Source organism: Nocardioides sp. P5_C9_2, from assembly GCF_054049555.1.
The window spans coordinates 1-7,289 of the sequence record NZ_JBFUMD010000166.1; the positions used below are offsets into that span (position 1 = coordinate 1).

Consider the following 7,289-nt stretch of genomic DNA (forward strand, 5'->3'; position numbering starts at 1 on the left):
GGCACCTGCTGGCTTGCCGGTGGRCTGGCCACCGCCCTGGCGCACCCCGAGACCTGGCAGCGCAGCTTCGAGGACCTGCTGGTCGCCGTGTGCGCCGCGGCGCTGCTCGCGTGCGTGGTCCGACTCTGGCTGGTGACCACCGCGACCACCGTCGCCCTCGTGGGCGGCCGCGTCCCCCACGGGCGGCACGGCCTGACCCGACGTCTGGTCCTGGCCGCCTGTGGTGCGGCCGTGGTCGCGGGAGTCGCGACCCCCGCGATGGCCGGGCAGGGTGGCGACCTCGAACGGCTCACCGGCCTCCCCCTCCCCGACCGTGCCACCGCCCGCGCGCTCGCCACCGTCGCGCCGCCGCACGTCGCGCCCGCGCCCTCCCGGCGGACTCCCGTCGCCGCCGCGCCCCGCGGGGACGAGGTGATCGTCCGCGCCGGCGACTCGCTCTGGTCCCTCGCCGCCGCCCGGCTCCCGGCCACAGCGGGACCGGGCGAGGTCGAGGACGCGTGGCGTGCCGTCTACGCCGCCAACCGGGCCGAGATCGGCGCCGACCCCGGCCTCATCCGCCCCGGCCAGCGGCTCCACCTGCCCCCGAGCACCGACGCGAAGGACGAGCGATGAACCGCCCCGCCGACCGGATGCCCACCACGACGAGAGGAACCGACATGACCAGCACCCGCGAGGCCCAGCCCCACGCCCAGGTCATCCCGCTCCGCCCGCCCGTGCCGGTGGCCAGTGTCCAGGGCGCGCTCGCCCTCGACCTGACACCCCGGCTCGACCCGCCGGAGCCGGACTCGACGCTGGACCTGCCGCACGGCGACCTGGTGGCGGTGGACGGGGAGCGACGACACCGGCTCGACTCCTTCGTCCACCGCTACCTGTGCGCCGCCGTCGAGATCGCCATGGGCGACCGGCCGCTGAGCCAGCTGCTCCGCCACACCGAGCACCGGCTCTACCAGGAGCTCGGCCGCCGCGCCGCGACCGTGTCCCTCGCCGCGGGGACCACCCCCGCCACGGGTCGCGGCCGGGGCGCGATCCGCCCCACGGTGGCCTCGGTCCGCACCAGCCTGGTGTCCGCCGACGCCCTCGAGGTCTCGGCCCGGGTCCGCCACGGCCAGCGCTCCCGCGCCCTCGCCGCGCGCTTCGAGGCTCGCGACGGTCGCTGGCAGTGTGTCGCGCTGGTCTTCGGCTGAGGACGGCCGCCGGTCGTCACGTCGTCCGGCGGAGCGGTGAGCCAGCCACCTTTCGCACCGTCGCACTGTGGCGGCGCCACCGCTACCGGGCGTGTCGCGGCGTACACGCCGAACGAGGGGTCACCCAGCCACAGTCCACGGCCGGAGAACGTGGCTCACTCACCGCTCCTGGAGAGCGCAGCGAGGAGGACCACGACGGCCGGACCCGCGCGAGGCGRCCCCGGCCGTCGTACGCGTGCGAGTCGCTCAGCCGCCGATGGTGGCGCGGCCCGAGGCCCCGCCCGGGGCGCCGTGGCAGCGCTTGAACTTCTTGCCCGAACCACAGGGGCACATGTCGTTGCGACCGACGCCGTCGTACTCGTCGGCGACGACCTCGGCCTTCACCTCGACCTCACCGTCCTCGCTGGGCGCGGAGTAGGCCAGGTTGGTCGGTCGCTCCTTGCGCTCGAGGCCCTTGGCCCGGAACTGGGGCGCGTGGGCCTGGGCCTCGCCCATGTCGATCGCCGGAGCCGCACCGACCGGCGCCACCTCGTGGTCGTGGTCGTGTGCATGGTCGTGGTCGTGGTCGTGCGCGTGGTCGTGGTCGTGCGCGTGGTCGTGGTCGTGCGCGTGGTCGTGCTCGACGTCGTCCTCGGCGATCTCGACCTGCAGGTTGAACAGGAAGCCGACCGACTCCTCCTTGATGCCGTCCATCATCGCGGTGAACATGTCGAAGCCCTCGCGCTGGTACTCCACGAGCGGGTCGCGCTGGGAGTATGCCCGCAGGTAGATGCCCTCGCGCAGGTAGTCCATCTCGTAGAGGTGCTCGCGCCACTTGCGGTCGAGCACGGAGAGGATGACGCGCCGTTCGAGCTCGCGCATGACCTCCTCGCCCATCTCGGCCTCACGACGGTCGTACGCCGCCTGGATGTCCTTCTGGATGTCCGCGACGAGCGCCTCACGGCTCAGCCCGGCGCGACCGCCGGCGGCGGCGTCGACGCCCTTCTCGGTGAGGGTGCACGGGTAGAGCTGCTTGAGCGCGGTGAACAGCTTGTCGAGGTCCCAGTCCTCGGCGTAGCCCTCGGTCGAGCCCGCGACGTACCCGACGACCACGTCGTTGGCGAACGTGCGGATCTGCTGCTCGAGGTCGGCGCCCTCGAGCACCCGTCGGCGCTCGCCGTAGATGACCTCGCGCTGGCGGCTCATCACGTCGTCGTACTTGAGGACGTTCTTGCGGGACTCGAAGTTCTGCGACTCGACCTGGCCCTGCGCGCTGGCGATGGCGCCGGTGACGCGCTTGTTCTCGATCGGGACGTCGTCGGGCACCTTGAGCACCTGGAGGACGCGGTCGACCCAGTCGGACTTGAAGAGCCGCATCAGCTCGTCCTCGAGGGACAGGTAGAAGCGGGACTCGCCGGGGTCGCCCTGACGGCCGGARCGRCCGCGCAGCTGGTTGTCGATGCGGCGCGACTCGTGGCGCTCGGTGCCCACGACGTACAGGCCGCCGAGACCCTTGACCTCGTCGTGCTCCGCGGCGACCTGCGCCTTGATCCGCTCGACCATCCCCGGCCAGGCGGCGTCGTACTCCTCGACGTTCTCGACCGGGTCGAGGCCCTGCGTGCGCAGCTCCTGGTCGGCGAGGAAGTCGACGGACCCGCCGAGCATGATGTCGGTGCCTCGACCGGCCATGTTGGTGGCGACGGTCACGGCGCCCCGGTGGCCGGCGAGCGCGACCACCTTGGCCTCGTCGGCGTGCTGCTTGGCGTTGAGGACGGTGTGCGGGACACCCTTCTTGCGCAGCAGGCCGGAGAGCAGCTCGGACTTCTCGACCGACACGGTGCCGACGAGGACCGGCTGGCCGGCCGCGTTGCGCTCGGCGATGTCCTCGACGACGGCGAGGTACTTGGCCTCCTCGGTGCGGTAGACCAGGTCGCCCTGGTCCTCGCGGGCCATCGGCTTGTTGGTGGGGATGGACACCACGCCGAGCTTGTAGATCTTGTCGAACTCGGAGGCCTCGGTCATGGCCGTACCGGTCATGCCGGACAGCTTCTCGTAGAGGCGGAAGTAGTTCTGCAGGGTGACGGTGGCGAGGGTCTGGTACTCCTCGCGGACAGTCACACCCTCCTTGGCCTCGATCGCCTGGTGCAGGCCGTCGTTGTAGCGGCGCCCGGCCAGCATGCGACCGGTGTGCTCGTCGACGATGAGCACCTCGCCGTCCATGACGACGTACTCCTTGTCGTTGCGGAACAGCTCCTTGGCCTTGATGGAGTTGTTGAGGAACGAGATGAGCGGGGTGTTGACCGAGTCGTAGAGGTTCTCGATGCCCAGGTGGTCCTCGACCTTCGTGATGCCGGGCTCGAGGACGGAGATGGTGCGCTTCTTCTCGTCGACCTCGTAGTCGTGGTCGATGCGCATCGAGCGCGCGATCGTGGCGAACTCGGCGTACCACTTGACCTCGTCCTGGGTCGGACCGCTGATGATGAGGGGGGTCCGTGCCTCGTCGATGAGGATCGAGTCGACCTCGTCGACGACGGCGAAGTTGTGCCCGCGCTGCACGCAGTCCTCGATGGCGTCGGCCATGTTGTCGCGCAGGTAGTCGAAGCCGAGCTCGTTGTTGGTGCCGTAGGTGATGTCGCAGGCGTAGGCCTCGCGGCGCTCGGCCGGCCGCATCGACGGCAGGATCACGCCGACGGTCAGGCCGAGGAAGTGGTGGACCCGGCCCATCTGCTCGGACTGGAACGTGGCGAGGTAGTCGTTGACGGTGACGACGTGCACGCCCTTGCCCTCGAGGGCGTTGAGGTACGACGGGAGCACGGCGACGAGGGTCTTGCCCTCACCGGTCTTCATCTCGGCGATGTTGCCGAGGTGCAGCGCCGCCGCACCCATGATCTGGACGTCGAAGGGGCGCATGCCCAGCACCCGCTTGGAGGCCTCGCGGACGGTCGCGAACGCCTCCGGCATGAGGTCGTCGAGGGACTCGCCCTGGGCGAGCCGCTCGCGGAACTCCACCGTCATGCCCCGCAGCTCGTCGTCGCTCATCGAGACGAAGTCGTCCTCGATGGCGTTGACGGCCTTGGCGATCGCCTCGAGCTGGCGCAGGATCTTGCCTTCGCCGATGCGGAGGAGCTTGTCGATGATGGCAGGCACGGTGATGCGACTCCGTCGAAAGAGGGTGGGTTGACTGAGAGCGGGTGGTGCGACGTACGGGCGGCCGGATGGCCGTCGATCATGCTACCCACGCCTCCCAGCGATGGCGGCAACGGCAGCCAGTGGGCCGGCCAGGTCGCCCCGCTCCCCCACCACGACGTCGGCGAGCCCGAGCCAGTCGGCGAGCCGACCCAGCTCGGCCATCAGCTCCTCGGGGGTCTCCGGCGGCGCTCCGGGCTCGGCGTACGCCCCTTGCACCAGGAGGCGTCCTGTCGCCCGGTCGGCCTTGAGGTCGACCCGGGCCGCGATGGTGTCCCCCAGCAGGAAGGGCAGCACGTAGTAGCCGTGCACGCGCTTCTCGGCCGGCACGTAGATCTCGATCCGGTACGAGAAGCCGAAGAGTGTCTCGGCGCGCGAACGCTCCCACACGACCGGGTCGAACGGGGACAGCAGGGCCCGCGCCCCCACCCGCCGGGGCAGCCGCGCGTCGCGATGGAGGTACGCCGCGCGCGTCCAGCCCGGCACGGTGACCGGGGTGAGCTCGCCGGTCTCGAGCAGCGTCTCGACGGCGCCCTTGGTGTCGGCCACCGGCATCCGGTAGTAGTCGGCCAGGCAGCGCAGCGTGGCGACACCGTGCGACCTCGCCGCGCGGCGGACCAGCTCGAGGTCCGCGTCCGCCCTGCTCGGGGTGGGCGCGGCGAGCACGGCGGCCGGAAGCACGCGTTCGGGGACGTCGTACAGGACCTCGAACTGCGAGGTACGCCCCGCGATGGCGACGTCGCCCACCAGGAAGAGGTAGTCCAGGACCTTGCGCGCCTGCGACCAGTTCCAGCCCCAGTGCTCCCGGGAGCGCGGCCCCTCGGAGAACTCCTCCTCCAGGTCGCGGGCGGTGACCGGGCCGCGATCGCGGACGGCGGCCAGCACTCCCGGCTCCAGGGCGGGATCGGCGGTGAAGCCCCACTTGCCCCGCTGCTCGCGGTAGCCGTCCATCCGGTGCTGCATGACCGGCCAGAGGTCGACGGGCATGAAGGCCTGGACGTGCGCCCAGTACTCCACCATGCGGCGCGGGCGCCGCTGCGAGGCCCGGCGCAGCAGGTCGACGTCGTAGGCACCAATGCGCGAGTAGAGCGGCATGTAGTGGGCGCGCTGGAGGACGTTGACCGAGTCCACCTGCAGGACCCCGGTGCGGGACAGGGTCCGCTCGAGGGTGCGCATCGAGGGAGCCGCGTGCGCGCGGTCCGTGAAGCCCTGGGCGGCGAGCGCGATGCGGCGCGCCTGGAGCGTGCTGAGACTGTCCGTCGCGCCGACCATGGTGGTGCCTGCCCGTCAGGGCAGGTCCAGCAGCTTCTCCTTCATGGCATACATCACGGCCTCCATCCTCGAGTGGAGCTGGAGCTTCTCGAGGATGTTGCGGACGTGGTTCTTGACGGTGTTCTCGGAGATGAACAGCTCCTTGGCCACCTCACGGTTGTTGAGTCCGCGCGCGACGAGGCGCAGCACCTCGAGCTCGCGGTCGGTGAGCTTGAGCGCCGTGCTCTGCTGCTTGTCGGGCTTGGACATCTGCTTGAACTCGTCGATGAGCTTGACCGCCATGGACGGGCTGATCAGCGACTGGCCCTCGTTGACGACGCGGATCGCCTGGGCGACCTCCTCGATGGAGGAGTCCTTGAGCAGGTAGCCGGAGGCGCCGTTCTTGACGGTCTCGTAGAGGTCGCCCTCCTCGTCGGAGACCGTCAGCATGATGATCTTGGCCGACGGCACGGCCTCCTTGATCGCGCGGCAGGCGTCCACGCCGGAGCGGCGCGGCATCCGGACGTCGAGGAGCACCACGTCGGGGGCCAGCGTGGTGGCCAGCTCCGTGCCGACGATCCCGTCGTCGGCCTCGCCGACGACCTCGATGTCGGTGTCCTGCGCGAGCAGCATGGTCAAGCCTCGCCGGAACAGCTCCTGGTCGTCGACGACGAGGACGCGGATCGGCTCGTGGGGGTTGGTGCCTGGGACACCCGTTGCCTCGGTCACCCCGGCATCATTGCAGAAGCCGGTGGGACCGGGGCAACGAGTGCATCGCTCAGCGGTCCAGGTCGAGAGAGATGACGCCGTAGTCGTAGCCACGACGGCGGTAGACGACGGAGGGACGCTCGCTGTCCTTGTCCACGAACAGGTAGAAGTCGTGGCCCACCAGCTCCATCTCGTAGAGCGCCGTCTCGAGGGTCATCGGCGTGGCACCGTGCGACTTCTCCCGGACCACGAGCGGTCCGTCACCGGTGACGGTGATCGGTCCGACCTGGCGCTCGGTGACGATCTCCTCGTCCCCGTCGGGGGTCACCGGCTCGGCGATCTCGGCCAGGGCCTGCCCGACCGAGACGGGAGCATGGCGGCCGTGGTGCACCCGACGGCGGTCGGCGGCGCGACGCATCTGGGAGGCCATCTTGTCGAGAGCGAGGTCGAGGGCGCCCATCTTGTCCTCGGCGGCGGCCTCGGCGCGGATCACGGGTCCCTTCGAGAAGGCCGTCAGCTCAACGCGTACGGCGCGGTCGTGCTGCCTGGGGTTGCGTTCCTGCTCCACCTCGACCTGGACCCGGATGATCCGGTGATCGTGCTTCTCGAGCCTGGCGAGCTTCTCCGACACATGTTCGCGAAACCTCTCCGACACCTCGCAGTGTCGTCCGGTGACCACAACATCCATGTGAACCTCCTGGTAGCAGGACTACTTCATCGGCCCGCCTGCCTCGAGCCATCGGGGCGGCGCCCCGTGACCTGGGACAGGTGGGATGGAGCACGCTCGGCCGACCCGGTCCTCCTCGGCACAGTCGCCGGCTGGGGCTCTCGCACGCAGCATGATCGGGGCGACGGCACGGTCCCGGACGGGCGCACGGGTATCCGGACGACGGACGTACGGACCCGGGCGGACTCCATGCACAGACGCTAGCCCGTCCCATGGGATGGGCCAAGGGACGGGGGCTGCGAATGGGACGGACC

General features: G+C 70.5%; 6 protein-coding genes. 2 read left to right on the forward strand and 4 right to left on the reverse strand.

Features of this window, described 5'->3' with window-relative positions; all coding sequences use genetic code 11:
* Together ACXJKL_RS10160 and ACXJKL_RS10165 are read left to right on the forward strand one after the other, a co-directional pair.
* The coding region (locus ACXJKL_RS10160; RefSeq protein WP_457206939.1) for a LysM peptidoglycan-binding domain-containing protein at nucleotides 1–612 on the forward strand (612 nt) is incomplete at its 5' end.
* Nucleotides 609–1,184 (forward strand): Rv3235 family protein, encoded by a 576-nt coding sequence (locus ACXJKL_RS10165; RefSeq protein ID WP_457206940.1) that lies wholly within the window; start codon nucleotides 609–611, stop codon nucleotides 1,182–1,184. The genes ACXJKL_RS10160 and ACXJKL_RS10165, both read left to right, overlap by 4 nt.
* Nucleotides 1,185–1,430: 246 nt before the next feature.
* On the opposite strand, the gene secA is transcribed toward ACXJKL_RS10165, so the two are convergent.
* From secA to hpf, 4 genes are all read right to left on the reverse strand, one after another.
* Nucleotides 1,431–4,310: a preprotein translocase subunit SecA gene (gene secA, locus ACXJKL_RS10170; RefSeq protein ID WP_457206941.1), complete on the reverse strand. Its 2,880-nt coding sequence runs from the start codon at nucleotides 4,308–4,310 to the stop codon at nucleotides 1,431–1,433.
* An 84-nt stretch (nucleotides 4,311–4,394) separates the two neighbouring features.
* On the reverse strand, nucleotides 4,395–5,621 hold the full coding sequence (locus ACXJKL_RS10175; RefSeq protein WP_457206942.1) for a winged helix-turn-helix domain-containing protein: 1,227 nt from the start codon (nucleotides 5,619–5,621) through the stop codon (nucleotides 4,395–4,397).
* A gap of 15 nt (nucleotides 5,622–5,636) precedes the next feature.
* Entirely contained in the window at nucleotides 5,637–6,329 is a 693-nt protein-coding gene (locus ACXJKL_RS10180) for a response regulator (protein ID WP_457206943.1), read from the reverse strand.
* Between the two features lie 49 nt (nucleotides 6,330–6,378).
* Entirely contained in the window at nucleotides 6,379–6,996 is a 618-nt protein-coding gene (gene hpf / locus ACXJKL_RS10185; protein ID WP_457206944.1) for a ribosome hibernation-promoting factor, HPF/YfiA family, read from the reverse strand.
* Between the last annotated feature and the right edge of the window lie 293 nt (nucleotides 6,997–7,289).

Excerpts from the sequence above, each read along its gene's own strand:
- ACXJKL_RS10165 (WP_457206940.1), top strand. The coding sequence starts at position 609 with ATGAACCGCCCCGCCGACCGGATGCCCACCACGACGAGAGGAACCGAC.
- hpf (WP_457206944.1), bottom strand. The coding sequence starts at position 6,996 with ATGGATGTTGTGGTCACCGGACGACACTGCGAGGTGTCGGAGAGGTTT.
- ACXJKL_RS10175 (WP_457206942.1), bottom strand. The coding sequence starts at position 5,621 with ATGGTCGGCGCGACGGACAGTCTCAGCACGCTCCAGGCGCGCCGCATC.